The sequence below is a fragment of the Acidimicrobiia bacterium genome, assembly GCA_035651955.1.
Lineage (GTDB): Bacteria > Actinomycetota > Acidimicrobiia > IMCC26256 > JAMXLJ01 > JAMXLJ01.
This window is the reverse complement of record DASRES010000013.1, coordinates 15,052-34,579: the sequence shown is the minus strand read 5'-3', so window position 1 is coordinate 34,579 and position 19,528 is coordinate 15,052. Positions and strand designations below refer to the sequence as shown.

Annotated in this window: 25 protein-coding genes and 3 tRNA genes; 7 read left to right on the top strand and 21 right to left on the bottom strand. The window is 72.8% G+C overall.

Features of this window, described 5'->3' with window-relative positions; translation table 11 throughout:
* Window positions 1-13: 13 nt before the first annotated feature.
* From VFC33_03455 to VFC33_03435, 5 genes are all read right to left on the bottom strand, one after another.
* Complete coding sequence (locus VFC33_03455; GenBank protein HZR12283.1) at window positions 14-187, bottom strand: hypothetical protein; 174 nt, start codon at window positions 185-187, stop codon at window positions 14-16.
* A complete protein-coding gene (locus VFC33_03450; GenBank protein HZR12282.1) occupies window positions 184-555 on the bottom strand; it encodes a hypothetical protein in 372 nt (123 codons plus the stop codon). Before VFC33_03450 ends, VFC33_03455 begins: the two co-directional genes overlap by 4 nt.
* A gap of 2 nt (window positions 556-557) precedes the next feature.
* Window positions 558-631 (bottom strand) — tRNA-Arg (locus VFC33_03445).
* A 17-nt stretch (window positions 632-648) separates the two neighbouring features.
* Window positions 649-1,371, bottom strand: coding sequence for a nucleoside hydrolase (locus tag VFC33_03440; GenBank protein HZR12281.1), 723 nt, complete (start codon window positions 1,369-1,371; stop codon window positions 649-651).
* A 6-nt stretch (window positions 1,372-1,377) separates the two neighbouring features.
* Window positions 1,378-2,271 carry a TIGR01777 family oxidoreductase gene (locus VFC33_03435; protein HZR12280.1) on the bottom strand — a complete coding sequence of 298 codons (894 nt, stop codon included), beginning with the start codon at window positions 2,269-2,271 and terminating at the stop codon, window positions 1,378-1,380.
* 64 nt (window positions 2,272-2,335) lie between these two features.
* Between VFC33_03435 and VFC33_03430 the strand changes: the two genes are divergently transcribed.
* The 4 genes from VFC33_03430 (at window position 2,336) to VFC33_03415 (ending at window position 6,322) form a co-directional block, all read left to right on the top strand.
* Window positions 2,336-2,409 (top strand) — tRNA-Lys (locus tag VFC33_03430).
* A gap of 11 nt (window positions 2,410-2,420) precedes the next feature.
* Window positions 2,421-3,539, top strand: a complete 1,119-nt coding sequence (locus tag VFC33_03425) for a glycoside hydrolase family 43 protein (GenBank protein ID HZR12279.1) — start codon at window positions 2,421-2,423, stop codon at window positions 3,537-3,539.
* 100 nt (window positions 3,540-3,639) lie between these two features.
* Window positions 3,640-4,131 carry a DUF4383 domain-containing protein gene (locus VFC33_03420; GenBank protein HZR12278.1) on the top strand — a complete coding sequence of 164 codons (492 nt, stop codon included), beginning with the start codon at window positions 3,640-3,642 and terminating at the stop codon, window positions 4,129-4,131.
* A 154-nt stretch (window positions 4,132-4,285) separates the two neighbouring features.
* Window positions 4,286-6,322: an acyltransferase family protein gene (locus VFC33_03415; protein ID HZR12277.1), complete on the top strand. Its 2,037-nt coding sequence runs from the start codon at window positions 4,286-4,288 to the stop codon at window positions 6,320-6,322.
* Between the two features lie 5 nt (window positions 6,323-6,327).
* Here VFC33_03415 and VFC33_03410 read toward each other — a convergent pair whose 3' ends face one another.
* From VFC33_03410 to VFC33_03400, 3 genes are all read right to left on the bottom strand, one after another.
* Window positions 6,328-7,260, bottom strand: a complete 933-nt coding sequence (locus tag VFC33_03410; protein ID HZR12276.1) for a sensor histidine kinase — start codon at window positions 7,258-7,260, stop codon at window positions 6,328-6,330.
* A 67-nt stretch (window positions 7,261-7,327) separates the two neighbouring features.
* The gene (locus VFC33_03405; protein ID HZR12275.1) at window positions 7,328-8,023 is read right to left on the bottom strand and encodes an alpha/beta hydrolase; all 696 of its coding nucleotides are present in this window, start codon (window positions 8,021-8,023) and stop codon (window positions 7,328-7,330) included.
* 2 nt (window positions 8,024-8,025) lie between these two features.
* Window positions 8,026-8,487 (bottom strand): peroxiredoxin, encoded by a 462-nt coding sequence (locus VFC33_03400; GenBank protein ID HZR12274.1) that lies wholly within the window; start codon window positions 8,485-8,487, stop codon window positions 8,026-8,028.
* A gap of 26 nt (window positions 8,488-8,513) precedes the next feature.
* Between VFC33_03400 and VFC33_03395 the strand changes: the two genes are divergently transcribed.
* A tRNA-Leu gene (locus VFC33_03395) sits at window positions 8,514-8,597 on the top strand.
* 33 nt (window positions 8,598-8,630) lie between these two features.
* Here the strand turns inward: VFC33_03395 and VFC33_03390 are convergent.
* The 4 genes from VFC33_03390 to VFC33_03375 all read right to left on the bottom strand — a co-directional run bounded on the left by VFC33_03390 (window position 8,631) and on the right by VFC33_03375 (window position 11,481).
* Window positions 8,631-9,398, bottom strand: coding sequence for a VOC family protein (locus tag VFC33_03390; GenBank protein HZR12273.1), 768 nt, complete (start codon window positions 9,396-9,398; stop codon window positions 8,631-8,633).
* A 115-nt stretch (window positions 9,399-9,513) separates the two neighbouring features.
* Window positions 9,514-10,035: an adenylate/guanylate cyclase domain-containing protein gene (locus tag VFC33_03385; GenBank protein HZR12272.1), complete on the bottom strand. Its 522-nt coding sequence runs from the start codon at window positions 10,033-10,035 to the stop codon at window positions 9,514-9,516.
* A complete protein-coding gene (locus tag VFC33_03380; GenBank protein HZR12271.1) occupies window positions 10,028-10,726 on the bottom strand; it encodes a DUF4097 family beta strand repeat-containing protein in 699 nt (232 codons plus the stop codon). The genes VFC33_03385 and VFC33_03380 overlap by 8 nt, the downstream gene beginning before the upstream one ends.
* The gene (locus VFC33_03375; protein ID HZR12270.1) at window positions 10,723-11,481 is read right to left on the bottom strand and encodes a maleylpyruvate isomerase family mycothiol-dependent enzyme; all 759 of its coding nucleotides are present in this window, start codon (window positions 11,479-11,481) and stop codon (window positions 10,723-10,725) included. Before VFC33_03375 ends, VFC33_03380 begins: the two co-directional genes overlap by 4 nt.
* A gap of 46 nt (window positions 11,482-11,527) precedes the next feature.
* Here VFC33_03375 and VFC33_03370 point away from each other — a divergent pair, with 46 nt between their 5' ends.
* Window positions 11,528-12,298, top strand: coding sequence for an SDR family NAD(P)-dependent oxidoreductase (locus VFC33_03370; protein HZR12269.1), 771 nt, complete (start codon window positions 11,528-11,530; stop codon window positions 12,296-12,298).
* Window positions 12,299-12,331: 33 nt separating this feature from the next.
* Window positions 12,332-12,568, top strand: coding sequence for a hypothetical protein (locus VFC33_03365; protein HZR12268.1), 237 nt, complete (start codon window positions 12,332-12,334; stop codon window positions 12,566-12,568).
* Window positions 12,569-12,611: 43 nt separating this feature from the next.
* Here the strand turns inward: VFC33_03365 and VFC33_03360 are convergent, their stop codons facing one another.
* The 9 genes from VFC33_03360 to VFC33_03320 form a co-directional block, all read right to left on the bottom strand.
* On the bottom strand, window positions 12,612-12,950 hold the full coding sequence (locus tag VFC33_03360; protein ID HZR12267.1) for a hypothetical protein: 339 nt from the start codon (window positions 12,948-12,950) through the stop codon (window positions 12,612-12,614).
* Between the two features lie 87 nt (window positions 12,951-13,037).
* Window positions 13,038-13,859, bottom strand: a complete 822-nt coding sequence (locus tag VFC33_03355) for an HDOD domain-containing protein (GenBank protein ID HZR12266.1) — start codon at window positions 13,857-13,859, stop codon at window positions 13,038-13,040.
* Window positions 13,860-13,974: 115 nt separating this feature from the next.
* Window positions 13,975-14,532, bottom strand: coding sequence for a hypothetical protein (locus VFC33_03350; protein ID HZR12265.1), 558 nt, complete (start codon window positions 14,530-14,532; stop codon window positions 13,975-13,977).
* Window positions 14,533-14,587: 55 nt separating this feature from the next.
* A complete protein-coding gene (gene rdgB, locus VFC33_03345) occupies window positions 14,588-15,169 on the bottom strand; it encodes an RdgB/HAM1 family non-canonical purine NTP pyrophosphatase (protein ID HZR12264.1) in 582 nt (193 codons plus the stop codon).
* A 29-nt stretch (window positions 15,170-15,198) separates the two neighbouring features.
* Window positions 15,199-15,945, bottom strand: coding sequence for a ribonuclease PH (rph, locus tag VFC33_03340; protein HZR12263.1), 747 nt, complete (start codon window positions 15,943-15,945; stop codon window positions 15,199-15,201).
* 81 nt (window positions 15,946-16,026) lie between these two features.
* A complete protein-coding gene (locus VFC33_03335) occupies window positions 16,027-16,755 on the bottom strand; it encodes an MBL fold metallo-hydrolase (GenBank protein HZR12262.1) in 729 nt (242 codons plus the stop codon).
* Window positions 16,746-17,573 carry a glutamate racemase gene (gene murI, locus VFC33_03330; protein HZR12261.1) on the bottom strand — a complete coding sequence of 276 codons (828 nt, stop codon included), beginning with the start codon at window positions 17,571-17,573 and terminating at the stop codon, window positions 16,746-16,748. Before murI ends, VFC33_03335 begins: the two co-directional genes overlap by 10 nt.
* Window positions 17,570-18,571: an L-threonylcarbamoyladenylate synthase gene (locus VFC33_03325; protein HZR12260.1), complete on the bottom strand. Its 1,002-nt coding sequence runs from the start codon at window positions 18,569-18,571 to the stop codon at window positions 17,570-17,572. The genes murI and VFC33_03325 overlap by 4 nt, the downstream gene beginning before the upstream one ends.
* Entirely contained in the window at window positions 18,572-19,510 is a 939-nt protein-coding gene (locus VFC33_03320; protein ID HZR12259.1) for a PLP-dependent cysteine synthase family protein, read from the bottom strand.
* Window positions 19,511-19,528: the final 18 nt, after the last annotated feature.

Below are 19,528 nucleotides of genomic sequence, written 5' to 3'. Positions count from 1 at the left end.
AGCGGAGGTTCCTTCAGAGGCCGCAGTCGACGAGCTGCGCGTTGCGGAGGCGACCGACCTCCTTCGTCGGCTGGTCGACGGAGCCGAGCGACCACAGCGTGCCGTAGAGGCGGTTGAACGCCGCGTATGCCTCGGGTTGGTGGTCGAGGAACACCATGCTGCCCGCGGGCGGTGCGATGCGGCTCACGCGGCCCCCAGCGCGACGCGCGAACGCGAGGTCGCGTCGAACAGCGCGATCGCGAGCGTGAGCGCGGTCGCGCCCGCTTCGCCGAGGTGCGCGACGACGCGCGCGCACATGTCGTCGGTGACCGAGTGCGCGTCGAGGACGTACATCTCGGTGAACGCGAGGCAGGCGCGCTCGCGTTCGTCGAGATCCCCGGATTCGACCGGTGCGACGGTCGTGTCGCGCAGTAGCGTCGCGACGGTCGCGCGGCACAGTGTCAGCAGCCGTGCGTCGAGCGGGCCCGACGTGACGGCACGCTCGAAGTCGCGGAGCCGATCGCGCACGACCGGTTGCCGCGCCAGCAACGCCTCGAAGCGCTCGTGTTCGGCCATCGCGCGCCCGGAGGGATTCGAACCCCCGACCAACGGCTTAGAAGGCCGCCGCTCTGTCCAGCTGAGCTACGGGCGCGTATGAGCGCGCGGAGTCTACCGGCGCGCGTCCGCGAGCACGGAGACGATGCGTTCGATCGCAGCCTCGACATCGGCGTCCTCGACGACGCGCTGGACGCGTGCATCCGCGCGTCGAACGACGCGACCGTCGCCGTCGACCGCGACGCGCCGCTCGACGATCCGCACGACGGGCTCGCCCAGTGCCGCGAGCAAGGCAAGCGGATCGTGCAGACAGACGGGATCGCGCCATCGCGCGATCTCCTCGCTCGCAGCGGGGGCGACCTGCGCGAGACGCGCGCGCGTCGCGTCGTCGAGACGCATCCGCGCGGTGACGTCGAGCGGCACGAGGAGCAGGTCGAGCTCCGCGAGGACCGCCGCCGCCGCGCGTGGATCGGCCGCGAAGTTCGACTCGACGTGGCGCGTCGCGCCGCGGTGATCGACGGGCGCCAGTGCTCCGCCCATCACGGTCGTCTCGGGCAACGCCGGGACGACGCGCGCGATGTTGGTCAACGGCCCGATCGCGAGCAGGGCGTCGACGTCGACGAGCATCGACGCGTCGAGGTCGGGGCCCGTGATCGCGGGGACGTCGTGCGCACCGGTCGCGTCGAGCAACGCGCGCGCCACAGCAGTGCGCCGGCCGAGATCGCCGCCTGTCGTCGAGACGCCGACGAGCTCGACGGCAGGGTGCGCGCAGGCGAGGAGGAGCGCGATCGCGTCGTCGGGGTTCGTGCCGACGTCGGTGTCGACCCAGAGGCGCACAGCTGGTCAGGCGAGCGCGGCGTGCAGCGCGTCGGCGAGACGCGGGTGACGGAACGTGTAGCCCGTCTCGTGCAGCACGCGGGGCTCGACGCGCTGGCTGGAGCAGAGCAGCTCGCGCACGAGCTCGTCGCCGTAGCGCAGCTTCAACGCCGTCAGCGGCGTCGGCACCTTGGTGGGTCGGTTGAGCACGTGGCCGAGCGTCTCGGTGAAATCCCGGTTCGTCACGGGGTTGGGCGCGGTCGCGTTCATCGCCCCGATCACGTCCTCGTGGTCGATCGCGTGGAGGATGGCACCGACCTCGTCCTCGAGCGCGATCCAGCTCATCCACTGCCGGCCCGAGCCGATTCGTCCGCCCAGGCCGAGCTTGAACGGAAGGAGGAGCCGTGCGAGCGCGCCGCCCTCTCGCGCGAGCACGATGCCGGTGCGTACGCGCACGGTGCGGATGCCGGCCTGGTCCGCTGCCGCGACGGACTCCTCCCAGCGCACAGCGACGTCCGAGAGGAACCCGCCGCCCGGGACGCTCTCCTCGGTGAGCACGTCGTCGCCGCGGTCGCCGTAGTACCCGATCGCGGATCCCGACACGAGGACCCGCGGCGGGTCCACGAGGCTCGCGACGGTCTTCGCGAGCAGTGTCGTGCCCTTCGTTCGGCTCTCGAGGATCCGGCGCTTCGTCTCGGGCGTCCACCTCGCGTTGCCGATGCTCTCGCCCGCGAGGTGGACGATCGCGTCGGCGCCCTCGAGCCGGTCCGCCTCGAGCTCGCCCCGCTCCGGATCCCAGCTGAGCTCGCCGGGCCCGTGACGACCGCGCGTGATCGCGATGGCGAGGTCGTCGCGCTCGCGCAACGCGTCGCACAGCGCCGTGCCGATGAGCCCCGTCGCCCCCGTCACCAGCACCTTCATCGCCCTCTCCCCTCGCCCGGTCGCCTCGCGGGCGTCGTGGTCCTACCCGCTACGATGACCGGACGCGCCCCTAGCTCAACTGGTTAGAGCAGCAGACTCTTAATCTGCGGGTTCAGGGTTCGAGTCCCTGGGGGCGTACGGCACGCAGCATGCAGGACGACCGCGGCACCCCGACGGCGGGCACCGAGCGCGGCGATCTGCACCACGTCGCACGCGCGCTCGTCCGAGCGCGTCCGGTCGTCGTCATCGCCACGGTGGTGGCACTCGTCGTCGGCGTCGTCATCATCGTGCAGGTCGTCCGCGGCGCGCGTGGCACCGCGTGTGACCGCGCGTCGTTCCGGGTCGGTTTGCGCGGACCCGGGAGTGCTCCCCCGCCTCCGATCGGCGGTGGATCGCTGTCGAGCCGCATCCATCGTGCGTTTCACGGAACGTCACCCGCAGTGTTCTGCGACGACTTTCCCGATCCGTTCGTGTTGCGCGTCGGGCGTCGGTACTACGCGTACTCGACGACCAGCCACGGCGATCACGTGCCCGTCCTCACGACGGGGAGCATCTTCGGCGGCGGCGGCCGTCACGAGGCCTTGCCGCACATGCCGGCGTGGACCGACGGGCGGAACGCCTGGGCGCCGGCAGTGCTGCAGCGCGGCCGCACGTTCGTCATGTACTACGCACCCGGGATGCCGGACGGTCGCCACTGCCTGTCCATCGCGGTCGCGACGAACCCCGCCGGCCCGTTCGTCGACGGGTCGCGCGCACCGTTCGTGTGCACCCCGGCGAGCGCGATCGATCCGAGCCCGTTCGTGGCGCCGAACGGGCAGCCGTACCTCGTGTGGAAGGGCGCGTCGGCGATCGAGGTCGCCCCGTTGCGCGGGGACGGCTTGGGACTCGCCGGTCCGGCGATCTCGCTCGTGACCGCGTCGCAGCCCTGGGAGCACGGGATCGTCGAGGGTCCGTCGATGATCGCTGCGAGCGGCGTGGTCTACCTCTTCTACAGCGGCGGGCAGTGGGACAGCGCGAACTACGCGATCGGGTACGCCGTCTGCGCGACGCCGCTCGGGCCGTGCACGAAAGCACCGACGAATCCGTGGCTCGCCTCGAACCCGACCGCACAGGGTCCCGGCGGTCAGGAGTTCTTCACCGACCCGAGCGGGCGGCTGTGGATGGTCTTCCACGCATGGGTCGACGGCAAGGTCGGCTATCCGACCGGCGCGCGAAACCTCTTCGTCGTCCACGTCACCTTCGTGAACGGCACCCCGCAGGCCGCGTGACGCGACCGGCGCGACCGGCGCGACCGGCGAGCCGCTACGCACCGTGTTCGCTCCGCGCACCGCGTGGGTATAGGCGGGGTGCCGAAACGGAGGTACCCACATGGCACACGTCTACGAGAACGACGTCGCCTACGAGCCCGCCGTCGAGCGCACGTTCCACTGGAGCCCGGCGCAGGTCATCGCCGCTCTCATCGGGATCGGCTACCTCGTGCTGGGGGCCGTCGCGCTCTCGCGCACGGGGTTCAACGTCCACCACGTCGCGGTCCCGACCGGGTACGTCTGGCGCTGGCACCAGACGCCGATCCTCGGGCTGGCCGAGGTCGTGTTCGGGGCGCTCATGCTCCTCGCCGCGGCACGGCCGGCCGCCGCGAAGACGCTGATGTGGCTCCTGAGCCTCGCCGCGCTCGGGCTCGGCATCGCGGTCCTCATCGACGCCTTCCCGTACCAGCTCCACCACTGGCTCGGCGTGCACCGTGCCGACGCGTGGCTCTATGTCGGGACGGGCGCCCTCGGACTCGTGGCGTCCGTGGCGTCGCCGACGTTCTTCCACACCCGTCGGGTCGGCCGCGTGCCGCGCCGCATGGTCCGCTGACGCGAGCGGCGTTGACGGTCCGCGCGTGATGCGGGGCGGCAAACGCGCGTACTACCCTGACGCTGAGCGGCCCGTTTGTGCATGAACCCGCGCGTCGCCGGGTACGACGGTCGCCGACAGCGTCGCGTGAGGGGGCGGTCGCTGTGCGCAGGACGTGACCGCGACGATCGACACGGCCGCCGAACGGACCCGCGGGCGGGTGCCGTACCAGCCCGCACTCGACGGGCTCCGCGGCATGGCCGTGCTCGCGGTGCTGCTCTACCACGGCCGTGTCAGCTGGATGCCCGGCGGCTACCTGGGCGTGGACGCCTTCTTCGTCCTCTCCGGCTACCTGATCACGGCGCTGCTGGTCGCCGAGCGACGCGACACGGGCCGGATCGCGCTGGGATCGTTCTGGTCGCGGCGCGCCCGGCGGCTGCTCCCGGCGCTCGTCATCCTGATCGCCGGGGTCGTCGCGTACGCGCGGTGGTACGCGTCGCCCGTCGACCTGGCGACGATCCGCGGCGACGCGCTCGCGACGCTCGCGTACGTCGCGAACTGGCACTCGATCGTGGCCGGCCACGGCTACATGACGCAGTTCGCGAACCCGTCGCCGTTGATGCACACGTGGTCGCTCGCGGTCGAGGAGCAGTGGTACCTCTTCTGGCCGCTCGTCGTTCTCGTCGTCATGCACTTCCGCCACGCGGGGTTGCACCGCCTGCGGACCGTCGCGATCGTCGCGACCGTCGCGTCCGCGGGGTGGATGGCATGGCTGCAGCGCGGACACGCCGACGTCTCACGCGCGTACTTCGGCACGGATGCACGCGCGCAGGCGCTCCTCGTCGGCGCGCTCCTCGCGATCCAACTCGCGATCCATCCGGAGATCCGGACGAGCGTCGCGCGTGGCGCGATCCGCGTCGGCGCGCTCGCCGGCGCCGCGGTCACGTTGTGGTTCTGGACGACCGTCGACCAGACGAGCCACGCCTTCTTCCGCGGCGGCTACCTCCTCGCGGCGATCGCCGTCGCGCTCGTGATCCTGAGCAGCGTGCAGCCGGCACGAGGCGTCGTCGGCAACGCGCTGTCGTGGCGGCCGTTGCGGTGGGTCGGCCGCATCTCCTACGGGCTGTACCTGTACCACTGGCCGATCTTCCTGGTGCTGACGCCCGCGCGGACCGGGCTGCACGGCGTCACGCTGCTCGCGCTGCAGTGCGGCGTGAGCATCTCGGTGGCCGCGCTGTCGTATTACGCGATCGAGATGCCGATCCGGCGCGGCACGTTCCTGCGCGGCGTCCAGGCGTACGTCGTGACCCCCGCAGCCGCGACCGTGGCCGTCGTCGCGGTCATCGCGGTGACGGCCGGGGGTGGGAACAGCGCCGTCGTGCTCGACGCGACCGCGTCCCGTGCCGCGCACGACCTCAAGAAGGCGACCGCGTCCCCGAGCGGGCACGCGACCACGTCGACGCCCGTCACGACCGTCGCGCCCGACCCCTTCGCCGGCGTGTCGACCTGGCATCCGTCGCCGCCCGTCTGGCCCGCGCCGGTGCTCGTCGTCGGCGACTCCGTCGCGTCGGTCCTCGGTCCCGGCCTGGAGCACGCGGCCGCGTCGCACCGTCTCGTCGTCGACGACCGCGCCGTCCCCGGCTGCGGCGTCCTGCGCGCGCCCGAGCGGTGGAAGACCCAGACGATCTCGACCAACGACTGGTGCGGTCGGTGGCCCGGCTACTGGCGCGGCCTCGTCGACCAGCTGCACCCCCGCGTCGTCGTCCTGTTGAGCGGCACCTGGGACCTGCTCGACCACGAGGTCGCCGGCCGGTGGATCGGACCGGGCGACCCGGGATGGGACGACTTCTTCGTGTCCGAGACGGAGGCGGCCGTCGACGTCCTGTCGGCGGGCGGCGCGCGCGTCGTGCTGCTGACGTCGCCGTACTACCGGCCCATCGGCAACCCGCCCGCGGACCAGGTGACCCGCTCGCAGTTCAACAACGCGCGCGTCGACCGGATGAACGCGGACTACCGGCTGATCGCGCAGCACGACCGGCGTGTGCAGGTCATCGACCTCAACGACTTCGCGTGCCCGGGCGGCCAGTTCGTCGACAGCGCGTACGGCGTGAGCGACTTCCGCCCCGACGGCACGCACTTCAGCAAGGCCGGCGCGGACGTGGTCGGGCGCTGGCTCGCGCCGCAGCTCCAGCTCGTCGCGGCCGGTCTCTAGCCGCGTCAGCGCGCGGCCGCGTGCAACGCGACCGCGAGACCACCCTCGGGCGCCCGGCCGAGGTGCACCGCGTCGCAGAGCTGGCGCGCGATCCACAGGCCGCGGCCCCCGACCCGCTCGGACGCGGGCGGCTCGAACCCGGCCAACACGTCGTCGAGACCGGGGCCCGCGTCGCTCACGACACACACGAGCTCGTTGCCATCGGCCCACATGCGGACGCGCCCGCGGCCGCCACCGTGCAGGATCGCGTTCGTCGCGATCTCGTTCGCGGCGACGACGAACTGGTCCGCCAGCACTTCGTCGGCGGTCGAGGCGCGGGTGAGCGCGGTCACCCGTCGGCGGATCTCGGCGACGCCCGCGTCGAGACCGATGTCGATGTCGGGCCGCCGCGCCGGCAGCCCGTCGATCGACTGGCGCGCCGACACGAAGGTCTCCGGGTCGGCGTAGCGGTCGCTCGCGAACCGCCCGTTCCCGTCGGCGACGAACGGGTGCGTCGCCGATGCGCCGTCGACGACGTCCGCCGGGAGCAGGCGCGTGTCGTAGGGGCACACGACCCACGCGGGCAGGTCCGCGAAGACGCGGTTCAGCGCCGACTCGTAGCACAGCCACGCGTCGTGCTGCGCGTCGGACATGCCGAACTGCACCTCGCCGATGACGCGAAGGCCGGGCGCGCCGCTGCGCAACGCGTCGCGGAACAGACGCGAGTACCCCGCGACGGTCGCGGGCGGGTGCTCGTACCAGTTGCGCGCGTCGATCGCGCGGACGCGTTCCGTGACGTCCGTGCCGAGCTCGTCGTGCAACAGCGCGAGGTTCGACGGAAGCGTCACCGCGACGACCGTCTCCCCGCGGTCGACCCCCTCGCGGACGAACGGAGCCATCGACGCCACGTACTCGCCGTCGTCGGAGAACACGAACGCGTCGTGGACCAGGCCGCTCATCGTGTGCGCAACGTACCCAGGCCGTCCGACGGCCACGCCCACCGCCGGGACCGGACCCGGCTCGCGCTCACCGGTCCGACACGATCCCGTCCAGGACCGCGGCGAGCTCGGCCGGGCGGGCGACCATCGGCTCGTGCCCACCGACCATCTCGACCGGCGTGACGCCGAGCAGCTCGCGGGCCACCCGCCGCTGGTAGTCGGGCCGGACGATCCGGTCGTCGCGGCACAGCACGTAGCTGCTCGCGACGGCCGGCCACGCGTCGATCGGGCACGCCTCGGTGACGGGTCCCCAGAACTGCCGGCGCAGACGGCTCGCCACCCAGCGCGTCGAGCCGGGCGCGTCGTGCGTGAACCACTCCTCGACGCACTCGGTACGGAACGTCGCGGAGCCGTCCTCGTTGGTCGTGCTCGTGGCGAGGAACGCCGGGTCGGTCGGCAGCTCGCCGTCGAGCGCGGCGCCGACCGTCCGCCCGGGGACCGGGACGATCGCGGCGAGGAACACGAGCCGGCCGACCGGCCGCATCGACGCGACGACCGGGATCGTGAGCCCGCCCAGCGAGTGCCCGACGACCGTCACGTCGTCGTCGAGGTCGGCCATCGCGTCGACCGCGGCGGCCGCGTACTCGCGCGCGCCGGCGTCCGCTCGGTCGGACGGCAGGTCCATCGCCACGACGCGATGGCCCCGCGCCTCGAGCTCGGGGACGACGCGCTCCCAGCACCAGGCACCGTGGTACGCGCCGTGCACGAGCGCGACGTCGCTCACGTCTACTTGCGGTTGAGCTCGCGCAGGTCGGCGAGGACCTCGGCGGGGTGGTTCGGGATGTCGGACACCTCGTACGACCTCGCGATCACGCCTTCCGGGTCGATCAGGTAGCTGAGCCGCTTCGCGAACTTCACCTTGTCGGCACCGGGATCGCGCGTCTCGTACGCGACACCGACCTGCTCGTCCCAGTCCGACAGCAGACGGAACGGGAAGTCGAACTTCTCACGGAACGCCTTGTTCGCGTCGGGGGCGTCGAACGAGATGCCGAGGATCTCGCAGTTCAGTGCGTCGAACTCCGCGGCCTGGTCACGCAGGCCCTTCCCCTCGATCGTTCAGCCGGGGGTGTCGGCCATCGGGTACCACCAGAGCAGCACCCACTTGCCGCGCAAGCTCGACAACGTGACGTCGTTGCCGTCCTGGTCCTTGACCGTGAAATCAGGGGCGGGAGCACCGGGCTGCAGCATGGCAGCCACGCTACCGTCACGAGCGCGCGAGCGTGGCGGAAGCGGCAGACGCGCCGGGCTTAGGTCCCGGTGTCCTCCGGGACGTGGGGGTTCGAGTCCCCCCGCTCGCACGGCTCGGCACGAGCGCGGGGCTGAGCGCCGGGCTACGCGCCCTGCACCTCTTCCTTGACGGCACCGATGCCGAAGACCGCGCCCTGGGGATCGGCGAGCACCGCGCCACGACCGAAGTCCATGTCGTTCGGCGGCATGACGGTCGTCGCGCCCAGCTCCGCGGCCGTCGCGGCCGACGCGTCGCAGTCCTCCACCGCGAACCACACCGACCACGCCGGGAACTCGCCGTCGCCGGCTTTGTGCGCGCCGCACACGATGCCTCCGTCGACGGTGAAGATCGCCGCGTCACTCCCGCTCTCCGCGTCGGCGCCCCATCCGAACACGGACGAGTAGAAGTCGCGCGCCTTCCCGACGTCCGTCGTGGCGAGCTCGTTCCACGTGAACGTGCCCGGCTGGTTCACGAGCTGCGCGCCGATGTGCTCCTTCGGCTGCCACACCGAGATGAACGAGCCGAGCGGGTCGCGGATCACGGCCATGCGGCCGGCGTCGAAGACGTCCATCGGCCCGGCGACGACCTCGCCGCCCTTCGCGGTCGCCTGCTTCGACGTCGCGTCGGCGTCGGTGACCGTCACGTACACCGTCCAGAACGGCGGCATGTCGGGGTTCTGCTGCGGACCGATGCCGGCGACGTACTTGCCGTCGAGCGTGAACATCCCGTACCCGCCTGCTTCTGGCCGCGGGTCGAACTCCGCCTTCCACCCGAACAGCGCGCCGTAGAACCGGCTCGACGCCTGCGTGTCGGGACTCCCGAGATCCACCCACGACGGCGTCCCGGGCGCGTACGAGGACCGCTCCGACATGACGACCTCCCTCTCACGCGACGTTCGCGTCCCAGTGTGCACGAGACGGACATCCGTTCCCAGCGCGCGATCTCCCCCGGCTCTGTTCGCGCGCCGATTTCGCGCGCCGAGCGCGTCACGGCGTGTCCGGTGCGCGCGTGATCCGGAAGAGCGGGACGGGATCGGGGATCCCCCGCATGACGACGGGACCCAGCTCCGTGACGCACATCCGCGCGAGCGCCTCACCGGCGGCCGCGCACACCGCGTCGGACACGAGCAGCTCACCCGGGCCGCTCATGTCCGCGATGCGGGCCGCGAGATTCACGTCGTGACCGACGAGATCGTCACCACGGCGCGCCGGCCGGCCCCAGTGCATGCCGATGCGGACCCACAGCGGCGTCGTCGCGTCGCCGGCGCGCGCGAACTCGTCGAGGAGCTGCAGACAGGTCGTGACCGCGCCGACCGGTTCGCCGAACCACAGCAACAGGCCGTCGCCCAGCTCCTTGACGATCCGCGCGTCCTCGGGGAGCGCGTCGCGGACGATCGTCGTCTGCCGGTCCAACAGCGCGACAGCCGCGGTGTCGCCCCGGTCCGCGGTGAACTCGGTGTACCCGACGATGTCGGTGAAGACGATCGCGCCCGCCCGCGTGCTATCCACGACTCCGCACCGTCACCGTGCCGCTCCCCGTGCGGACGCGGATCCGTCCGTCGTCGCCGGGCTCGCAGTCGCCGCGCACCGCGCCGCTGCGCGACACCAGATCGCACGCGGGTCGCACACCGGGCGGGACGGTGATCTCGACGCTGCCCGAGTGCACCTCGACGGACACGTCGCCGCCACCTCGTGCGAGCCCGATGGTCACCTTCCCGCTGCCCGCACGGATGCTCGCCGCGCCGACGGCGCCGGCCTCGACGCTGCCGGACGCGGCCGCGACGTCGACCGAACCGGCCTCGTCGATCCGCACCTGTCCGCTGTCGGCGCGGCAGCGGCACTCCCCGGCACAACGTGCGACGCGGATACTGCCCGAGCGGCTGCGGGCATCGAGCCGCGTGACCTCCTCGACCGAGATCTCGCCGCTCTCGGTCGTGACGCGCGAGTCGCCGAGGAGGCCGGCCAGCACGACGCCGCCGGACGCGACACCGACGAGCACGTCCGTACCGCGCGGGCACCGGACCGCGACCGCGCCGGATGCGCGCACGACCTCGACGCCGTCGGACGTCACCCTGACGTCCGAGGCGCCCTTCTCCACGAGCACGTCGTCGCGCGCCTCGCCCGTGACGGTGACGCGGCCGGACCGGCTCGTGATCCGGAGTGGTGTGCCCGCGCGGATCGGGAACGTCGCGGCGCTCACGCGTAGGTGCGGACGAGCTCGAGGACCGCGGCGACATCGGGTCCGTCGCCGGTGAGCCCCGTCGCGGCCGGGTCGACGCGTCGCGCGGCGACGAGACACAGGTCGAGCGCGTCACCGCGGATCGTCGTCGTCGGCACGCCCTCGGGTGGCACGAACGTCCACGTCGCGCCGTCCGGTGCGCGCAGGTCGAACGCGACCGCGCCATGCAACCTCCGCCCCGCGCGGTCGAACGCGTACGGCAACGTGCGCCACGCGAGGTGGGCGACGTGCTGGATGGTGCCGGTCGCGGGGACGTCGACGCCGACCGCGTCGGCCACGTCGCCGGTGTGGATCCACGCCTCGGCGAGGCGCGTCGTCGCGAGCGTGTGGACGGACAGCTGCCCCGCGACCCACGTGACGCGCGCGTGCGGGTCGGCGTCGTCGAGCGCGTGCCGCAGGCACGCCGCGCCCGTGCGCCATCGCTCGTGCACCTCGACCGGCGGTTGACCGCGCTCTGCCGCGACGAGCGCCGCGGCACCGTCGTCGACGTTCGCCGCCGCGCCGAACGAACCTGCGACCGACTGGAGGTGCTCGGCGAAGCGGCCCTCGAGGCTCGCCAGTGCGAGCTCGTCGGTCTGCGCGAGGTGCAGGACGACGTCGCGGACGTCCCAGCCGTCGCAGCGCGAGGCGCGCGTCCAGTCGTCGTCGTGAAGCGCGCTCAGCACGGCGTCGAGCTGCTCGTGCTGACCGGCGAGCGAGGCGAGAACGTCTTCCATCGGTCGACCTCCGGGCAGCACTGTAGGCAGCGTTACGCTGCGACGCATGGGTGTCGACCGACCGGGGAACGCGGTGATCGTCACGGGTGGCGCGTCGGGCATCGGTCGTGGTTGCGCGCACGCGGTCGCGGAGGTCGGCCGGCCCGTCGCGGTCTGGGACACGAACGAGCAACAGGCCACCGCGGTCGCGCAGGAGCTGCTCGACACCTTCGACGTGCGCGCGTGTGTGGCACGTGTCGACGTGCGCAACGCGTCGACGTTCGACGCTGCGCTCGCGACGACGGCGAAGGCGCTCGGCCCGATCGGCGGGCTCGTGCACTCGGCGGGCGTCGTGTCACTCGAGGACGTCGACCGCATCGACGACGAGGCGTGGGACCGTGTCGTCGACGTCAACCTGCGCGCGCTCGCGCTGCTCGCCCGCGCAGTGCTCCCCGAGCTGCGCGCGTCCGCACCGGGCAGCGCGATCGTCGGCATCGCGTCGGTCGAGGCGATCGTCGGCGACGGCCGCATCCCCGCGTACTGCGCGTCGAAGGCCGGGATGCTCGGCCTGGTGCGGTCGCTGGCCGTCGGTCTCGCGCCCGAGGGCATCCGCGTCAACACCGTGTGCCCGGGGTACGTCGAGACGCCGATGACCGCGGCCGTCCTCCGATCACCCGACGCGCGCGCCCGCCTCGAGCGCCAGGTCCCGCTGCGGCGGATCGCCACTCCCGCGGACGTCGGCCGCGTCGTACGGTTCCTGCTCTCCGAGGACGCCGGCTACGTGACCGGCACCGAGGTCGTGGTCGACGGGGGTCTGACCCGCTCGCTCAACGGGTAGACCCACGGGTCCGCGACAGGTCGAGGAGCGCCGATGCCCGACAGCCCCGAGATCCGTGACCGTGACGCCTCCGAGGCCGACGTGATCGAGGAGCACCAGGAGGTCGACGGCGACGTCGTCCTCGGCGACCCCGCGCTGCGCGACGCCGAGTCGAAGCTGTCCCGCGACCCCGAGGTCCCCGAGGCGGACGCGTTGGAGCAATCCGAGCCGTTCGTCGTGGACGACGACGAGGACGCGCGTCCCCACGCCGCGATGGACGACTACGAGTAGCGCGCGACGACGAGCCGCGCGCGTCGCCCCCGGTCGGGTCCCGCTAGCGCCGGCGCTTCCGGTTGCGACGCCCGGCGCGCTTGGCGTCCTTCGCCTTGAACTCGGCGATGACCTCAGGCGCGACCGTGTTCACGATGTCCTCGGCCTCGTCGAGGAGCGCGGCGACGTCGTCGCCTTCGGGCTCCGGCTCGACGGACGCCGTCGTGCGGCCGAGGCTCCCGAACTGCCAGCCCGCGTCGATCCGGCGCAGCTCGTAGGCGGCGCACTCGTCCGGGCAGCGCCACGGGGCCTCGGGAGCGAGGTCGAGCCGGCACTTCCGGACCGTCTCGCCGTTCGGATAGGTCCGGCTCTCGTAGTGCCGGCACTCGTCGCGCATGGGCATGGCTGACCATTCTGTCCGATTCCGCGCCAGCCAAGGGCGCGGCATTGCGATTCCGCGCCCGCCCCGGGGCGCGGGTTCTGTGATCTGTCAGACCCCCAACAGCACGAATGCCTCGAGGCGTCCCACCTCGGCGCGCAGCGTCTCGACGAACGTCGACACCGACACGTCGCGCACGCCCGCGACCGCGAGCGCGGCCTCGAGCCGGGGCACCACCGCGGCGTCGTCGTGGACGAGCAGCGCGGCGATCGCCTCGCCCGCCCACACGATGCGCGTCACCGGCTCGCCCATGGTCTCCGGATCGTCGTGGTGGTGTGCGACCGCGTCGACCAGCCACACGGGCAGACCAGATTCGCGCAGCACGAGCGCGCCCGCCTCGGGGTGATCCATGCCGAACACGGCTCGCTCCAGGACCGTGCGGCGACCCTCGTCCTCGCCCGCGGCCGCGATCACGACGTCGTAGCGCTCGCGGTCGTGCCGGAACAGCAGCGCTGCGCCGAGATCGTGCAGAAGGCCGGCGCTGAACGCGTCGCCCACCGGGGTGCCGCAGTGACGCGCGATGAGCGACGCGCCGGCCGCGACCGTCGTGCTGTGGTCCCAGAATCCGTCGGGCACGTCGCGGCCCGCGCGTGCGAACAGCCCCGCCGCGGTGCTCACGGCGAGCGTGCGGATGACCGAGAAGCCGAGGAGCACGACCGCCTGCGGCAGCGACCCGACCCGTCCGCCGAGCCCGAAGTACGGCGAGTTCGCGAGGTGCAGGGCGCGCGCCGCGAGGACGGCATCGCGACCGAGGACCTGCGCGACCCGGGGCGCGGAGACGTCCGGGGCGTCGAGCAGCGTGAGCAGCTCGAGTGCGACCCCGTCCCGCATCGGCAGCCGGCGCAGCTCGTCGCAGAGCGCGCTCCTGTCCACGACCCTCCCCTCGACGGGTGACCCCTGCCCGTTGCATCGGGCGCCGGCGGTGGGGACTTGACCCTCGCGATTGTGTGGATTCGCCCGGTGTACGCCGGCGAACCCACACGAGCTGTCAGTCCAGCCAGTCGGGGGCGTGGTCGAGGAGGTACCGGCTGACGGCGAGACAGCGGTCCAGCGTCTCGCACGGGACCTCCTCGCCGTTGCGGATCCGCACGAGCGAGACCCGCTGGTGCGCGACGACCCGCAGCGACCGCTCGGACGCGTCGGTCGCAGTCGGGAACGAGTCGATCGCGGAGACCTCGAGCGGGAGGTCGACACCGCCCACGCCGGCGAGCTCCGTCGCGAGCACGAGCAAGTCGGGGCTGCTCGGCAGCGGCGGGAGGGCCCACGTGAAGCTGAGCGGGAAGTGGAACTCGTCGGCCGGCTCCTCGTCGTCGCCGAGGTTGACGACGACGTCCTCGAACCCGAGCAGCGTGCGCGGGTCGATCTCGAGCGACAGGTACAGGTCGACGGGTCCCTCGCAACCCTCCTCGGGGTGGAGGTCGACCTCCCAGTTCTGGCGCAGCGAGTAGCTCTCGACGAAGTGGCGCTCGTCGTGGACGTGGAAGCCGTGCTCGACGGCGTGGTCCTTCAGGTCGGCGACGAACCCGGCGATGTCGATGACGGCCACCCGTGCAAGCTCCTCTCGTTGCTCGTTGCTGCTCTCGTTGCTGTCGCTGCCCCGCTCAAGCGTCGCGCAGCGCGTCCGCGAGCGCTCGGAGCGCACGGCCGCGATGCGACAGCGCGTGCTTCTCCGCCGCCGTCATCTGCGCGAACGTCCGCCCGTCACCGTCGTCGGCGACGAAGACGGGGTCATACCCGAAGCCCTCACGACCGCGCGGTCGGGTCGCGATCGACCCGCGCACCTCGCCACGAGCGACGACCTCGCGACCGTCCGGCCACCGCGCGATGGCGACGGTGACGAAGCGCGCACCGCGCCGCGCGTCCGGGACGCCGTCGAGCTCGCGCAGCAGCTTGGCGACGTTGTCGGCGTACGTGGCGTCGTCGCCCGCGTACCGCGCCGAGCGGACGCCCGGCGCGCCCGCGAGGGCGTCGACCTCCAGCCCGGTGTCGTCCGCGATCGCGAGCAGGCCCGTCGCCTCGCACAGTGCGACGGCCTTCAACCGCGCGTTCTCCTCGAGCGTCTCACCCGTCTCGTCGACGTCGGGCACGTCGTCCGGGCGCGGCACGAGCCCGCTCGCGAGGCCGACCGCGCCGAGCACGTCACGGATCTCACGCGCCTTGTCCGGGTTCGCCGTCGCCAGCACGGCGCGCGCTCGGCTCCCGCCTCGCTCGCTCACGCCCGTCGCCGTGCGGGCGGCGGGTCGGTCACGACCGCGCGCTGCTCGTCGATGATCTCGCAGATCCCCGCCTCGGCCAGGTCGAGGAGGTCGTTCAGCTCGTCGCGGCTGAACGGCGCGCCCTCAGCCGTCCCCTGTACCTCGACGAAGCGGCGCGACCCGGTCATCACCACGTTCATGTCGACCTCGGCCCGGACGTCCTCCGAGTAGTCGAGGTCCAGGCACGCGAGCGCGTCGACGATGCCGACCGAGATCGCCGCGCAACCGTCGACGATCGGGTGCGTCGCGACGGTGCCCGACTGCTGGAGACGGGTGAACGCGTCGTGCAGCGCGACCCAACCGCCGCAGATCGACGCCGTCCTCGTGCCCCCGTCGGCCTGGAGCACGTCGCAGTCGACGACGACCTGCACCTCGCCCATCGCCTCGAGGTCGGTGACCGCGCGCAGCGACCGGCCGATGAGCCGCTGGATCTCCTGCGTGCGACCGGACTGACGGCCGCGCGCGGCCTCGCGGGGCACGCGCTCGGTCGTCGAGCCGGGGAGCATCGAGTACTCCGCCGTCACCCACCCGCGACCGCGGCCGCGCATCCACTGCGGCACGCGCTCCTCCACCGACGCCGTGCACAGCACGCGCGTGCGTCCCATCTCGACGAGCACGGAACCCGCGGCGAGCTCCGTGAAGTCACGCTGGAACGCGACCGGACGGAGATCGCCGGGCTCGCGGCCGTCGTTTCGGATGCCCATGTCGTCGTCCTCTCGATTCGCATGGCTCGCTCAGCTTCGCCGTCCCGGGCTCGGCCCACGGCTCCGCTTCGCAGCGCACGGTCAGACCTTCGTGACGAGGTGCGGTGCCGCGAGCGTGACGGGCGCGCCGAACGCGTCCGAGCCTTCCTCGACGCTCGCGATCGGGTCGATGCGCGGCCACAGGTGCGTGAGCACGAGCCGCCGCGCGCGAGATGCGCGCGCGGCCTCGCCAGCCTCGCGCGCGGACAGGTGGATGGGCGCCCGGCGGTCGTCGTGCAGGTAGGACGCCTCGGACAGGACGAGGTCCGCGCCCGGCGCGAACGCGTCGACGCTCCAGCCGGGGCCCGTGTCGGCCGTGTACACGAGCCGCTTGTCGTCGCCGGTCAGCTCGACGGCGTACGTCGGCGGCGGGTGCTCGGTGCGCGAGAAGCACGCCGACAGACCGCCGATGCGGGCGCGTGCGCCGTCCTCGATGTCGTGCCACGCGAACGCGTCACCCCAGTCGCCGACGAGCGCGCCGAGCCTGCGCTGCGCGCCGGCGGGCGCGTACACCGGGACGCCGGTCCGTTCGAGCCCGTACTTGACCAGGACGTGCAGGCCGTACAGGTCGACGCAGTGGTCGGGGTGCTCGTGGGTGATCACCACCGCGGTGAGGTCCTCGGCGTCGACGTGCTCCTGCAGGTTCGAGAACGTCCCGTTGCCGCAGTCCATCCACACGACCGTGTCGCCCTCACGCACGAGGTACCCGCTGCACGCACCGCCCGCGGGCGCTCCGTACGAGCCCGAGCACCCGAGCACGATCAGGTCCATCGCCACGGCTCCACGTCGCGCACCTCCGGACCGAGGAACCGCGCGCCGAGCGCGGCGAAGGTCGACGGGTCGCCGCTCGTGACGAAGCGGTGACGCGCCGCACGATCGCGGCTCGGCCGGCGGGCGCCCGTCTCGTCGAGCAGCGCGCGCACCTCGAACGCGGTCTCGTCCGCGCTCGACACGAGGACGACGTCACGGCCCATCACGTCGCCGATCGTGCGCGCGAGCAACGGGTAGTGCGTGCAACCGAGCACGAGCGTGTCGACGTCCGCGTCCTTGATCGGCGCGAGCAGCCGCTCCGCGAGGACGTGCACCTGGTCGGAGTCGACGTCGCCCATCTCGACGAACTCGACGAAGCCCGGGCACGCCGCGCAGAACAGCTCGATCGGCTTCCCGTCGCGCGTGTGGGAGATCGCGGCGGCAGCCCGCTGGTACGCGCCGGACGCGACCGTGCCGACCGTGCCGATGACGCCGACGCGGCCCGTCCTCGTGACTCGCGCGGCGGCGCGCATGCCGGGCTCGACCACGCCGACGACCGGCGCGTCGCAGTGCTCGCGCAGGACGTCGAGCGCGGCCGACGCCGCGCTGTTGCACGCGACGACGAGCAGCTTGACGCCCCGGTCGACGAGCAGGTCCGCGATCTCGATCGAGTGCTTCACGAGCTCGTCGTGCGGCTTCGAACCGTACGGGAACCGACCGGTGTCCCCGAAGTAGACGACGTCCTCGTCGGGCAGCAGGTCGATGAGCGCGCGCGCGACCGTCAGGCCGCCCAAGCCGGAGTCGAAGACGCCGACGGGACGATCGTCGTGGGCCTTCACGCGCGCGCCTCCGCGACGGCGTCGCCGGCACCCGCGGCACGCCGGAGGCGGTCGGCCACCGCCGCCCCGACGCCTTCGTCCGCCGGCGGGACGGCGAGCAGCACGTCGAGCGCGTACGCGTCCGCGTCGCGCAACCGCTGGTACAGCACGTGGGCGTACTCGTCGACGTCGTGCGGGGGATCGAGGACCGCCACGCGCCCGTCGACACGCGGCGCAGGCGCGAGGCAGAGCACGCCGACGGACCGCCCGACGACGAGATGCTCCGCCGCGCGCGTGGCGACGTCCTCGCGTGCGGCGAGCTCGACTGTCGCGCGCGGCGCGTAGTGCGACGGCAGCGTTCCGGGCGCGGGCGTCGCGCGCTCCCCCGCGCGCGCGACCGCGACGTCGGCGCCGAGGATCTCGCGCAGGCGCTCGGCGGTCACGCCGCCGGGACGGAGCACGACGGGGTCGTCGCGCGAGCAGTCGACGATCGTCGACTCGACGCCGACTCGGCACGGTCCGCCGTCGAGCACGAGATCCACCTCGCCACCGAGGTCACCGCGCACGGCCGCCGCGGTCGTCGGGCTGACACGGCCGAACCGGTTCGCGGACGGCGCGGCGATCCCGTCGCCGAACGTGCGCAACAACGCGCGGGCGAGCGGTTGGTCGGGCACGCGGACACCGACGGTCGACGCGCCGCCCGTCACCTCGTCGGGAACGCGCGCGGCGCGCTCGACCACGATCGTGAGCGGCCCGGGCCAGCACGCCTCGGCGAGACGCGCGGCGACGGGCGGGACGCGCGCCGCCCAGTCGCGCAGCTGCGCGCGGTCGGCGACGTGGACGATCACGGGATGCGCCGCCGGCCTGCCCTTGACCGCGTAGAGCCGGCGGAGCGCGTCGGGGTTGGTCGCGTCCGCACCCAGTCCGTACACGGTCTCGGTCGGGAACGCGACGAGCCCACCGCGGCGCAGCACGTCCGCGGCGCGCGCCACGTCGCCGGCCGTCGACTGCGCGCCCATCTACCAGTAGTTGATCCGGGTCGCGCGCTCGACGACGACGTCCAGGTCGTCCGTCCATGCCCCGGACGACAGGTACTTCCACCCGCCGTCGGGCAGCAGCGTCACGATCGTGCCGCGGTCCATCGCGGCGGCGGTCTTGATCGCACCCGCGACCGCGGCACCCGACGAGATGCCGGCGAAGACGCCGCACTCGTCGAGCAGCCGGCGCGTCCCCTCGATCGACTCGCGCGGGCGCACGATCAGCTTCCGGTCGAGGACGGAGGGATCGAAGATGGGTGGGACGAACCCCTCGTCCAGCGAGCGCAGACCCTGCACGAGCTCGCCTGCGGGCGGCTCGACCGCGACGATCTGCACACCCGCCTTGTGCTCCTTGAGGTAGCGGCCGACACCCATCAACGTGCCGCTGGTGCCGAGACCCGCGACGAACACGTCGACGTCGGGGCAGTCTCGCAGGATCTCGGGCCCGGTGCCCTCGTAGTGCGCGAGCGGGTTCGCGTCGTTGCCGTACTGGAACAGCATCACCTGCGTCGGGTCGTCGGCCGCGAGCTTCTCCGCCTTGCGGATCGCGCCGTTGCTGCCCTCCTCCGCGGGCGACGGGATGATCTCCGCGCCGAAGATCGTGAGCAGCTGCGTGCGCTCGGGCGAGACGTTCTCGGGCAGGACGACGCGCAGCTTGTAGCCGCGCAGTCGCGCGACGAGCGCGAGGCCGATGCCGGTGTTGCCCGAGCTCGGCTCGAGGATGGTGTCGCCTCGCGCGAGGCGGCCGTCGCGCTCGGCCAGCTCGACCATCTTCAGCGCGATGCGGTCCTTCGACGAGCCACCCGGGTTCTGCCCCTCGAGCTTCCCGTAGATGCGGACGTCGGGGCTGGGCGAGAGCGCGTGCAACCCGACGAGCGGGGTGTTCCCGATCAGCTCGAGGATCGACTCGTAGCGGGGCACGCGCGCACCGCCGGCGCG

What these genes read in the sequence shown, in the direction of transcription:
- VFC33_03450 (HZR12282.1), bottom strand. Translation starts at nt 555, where the DNA reads ATGGCCGAACACGAGCGCTTCGAGGCGTTGCTGGCGCGGCAACCGGTC.
- VFC33_03435 (HZR12280.1), bottom strand. Translation starts at nt 2,271, where the DNA reads ATGAAGGTGCTGGTGACGGGGGCGACGGGGCTCATCGGCACGGCGCTG.
- VFC33_03425 (HZR12279.1), top strand. Translation starts at nt 2,421, where the DNA reads ATGCAGGACGACCGCGGCACCCCGACGGCGGGCACCGAGCGCGGCGAT.
- VFC33_03420 (HZR12278.1), top strand. Translation starts at nt 3,640, where the DNA reads ATGGCACACGTCTACGAGAACGACGTCGCCTACGAGCCCGCCGTCGAG.
- VFC33_03410 (HZR12276.1), bottom strand. Translation starts at nt 7,260, where the DNA reads ATGAGCGGCCTGGTCCACGACGCGTTCGTGTTCTCCGACGACGGCGAG.
- VFC33_03390 (HZR12273.1), bottom strand. Translation starts at nt 9,398, where the DNA reads ATGTCGGAGCGGTCCTCGTACGCGCCCGGGACGCCGTCGTGGGTGGAT.
- VFC33_03375 (HZR12270.1), bottom strand. Translation starts at nt 11,481, where the DNA reads ATGGAAGACGTTCTCGCCTCGCTCGCCGGTCAGCACGAGCAGCTCGAC.
- VFC33_03370 (HZR12269.1), top strand. Translation starts at nt 11,528, where the DNA reads ATGGGTGTCGACCGACCGGGGAACGCGGTGATCGTCACGGGTGGCGCG.
- VFC33_03365 (HZR12268.1), top strand. Translation starts at nt 12,332, where the DNA reads ATGCCCGACAGCCCCGAGATCCGTGACCGTGACGCCTCCGAGGCCGAC.
- VFC33_03360 (HZR12267.1), bottom strand. Translation starts at nt 12,950, where the DNA reads ATGCCCATGCGCGACGAGTGCCGGCACTACGAGAGCCGGACCTATCCG.
- rph (HZR12263.1), bottom strand. Translation starts at nt 15,945, where the DNA reads ATGGGCATCCGAAACGACGGCCGCGAGCCCGGCGATCTCCGTCCGGTC.
- VFC33_03335 (HZR12262.1), bottom strand. Translation starts at nt 16,755, where the DNA reads ATGGACCTGATCGTGCTCGGGTGCTCGGGCTCGTACGGAGCGCCCGCG.
- VFC33_03325 (HZR12260.1), bottom strand. Translation starts at nt 18,571, where the DNA reads ATGGGCGCGCAGTCGACGGCCGGCGACGTGGCGCGCGCCGCGGACGTG.